The 737-nt window shown below is 62.8% G+C and carries 1 protein-coding gene; it reads left to right on the top strand.

The genetic code is table 11. From position 1 onward, the window contains the following. On the top strand, positions 1-737 hold a 737-nt coding region (locus A3730_RS07575; RefSeq protein WP_197477359.1), incomplete at both ends, for an FUSC family protein.

Here is a 737-nt window from a genome sequence, read left to right as displayed (position 1 = left end):
GCCGGGAATTACTGGATTTCGACACTGGCGCCGAGCTGCTGGGCCGCTGTCTGCAGGAATTACAGGCCTATGTGCAGGCCTATGCGCAATTGCGCCGCCCCGGCGTGCCCACGGTGGCGCAGAAAGAGGTGGTGTTCCAGCACGGTAATGATCGCCTCGGCGCGCTGGTGAGCGGGGTGCGGGCCACGGTGACCATGTTGGTGATGGGCAGTTTCTGGATTCTGTCCGGCTGGGTCCATGGGGGCAGTGCCATGATGTTGGCGACGATTTTCACCGGCCTGTTTGCCAGTGCGCCGAACCCGTCAGCGGTGGTGCGGCAGATTACCCTGGGCTTTGCCACCGGTATGCCGCTGGCGTTTCTCTGTCAGTTTCTGGTGCTCACTCACATGGATGGCTTCGGCCTGATGGTGGCCGGCATCGTGCCGTTTCTGCTCACCGGGCTGTATCTCACTACTCGGCCGACGCTGGCCGGGTATGGCACCGGCTATGTACTCAGTTTTATCTACCTGTTGAATCTGCACAGCCCGATGACGTTCGACCCGGTGTATGTGGTCAACGAGGCGATCAGCCAGATTGGCGGGGTGCTGGCGGTGGCCGTGGCGTTCAGCCTGTTCGGCAACGCCTCCAGCAATGGCTGGTTGCGACATCGGTTGTTGCGCCAGCTGCGCTATCAGGTGGCCCGTGCCTGCGAGGCGCCGCTGAACGGGTTACGCCACCGCCTGGAAAGCGCCACCCGT

This window comes from Alcanivorax sp. HI0044 (assembly GCF_001634945.1).
Note: the sequence above shows the minus strand (reverse complement) of the source record. Positions and strands in the feature narration are given on the sequence as shown.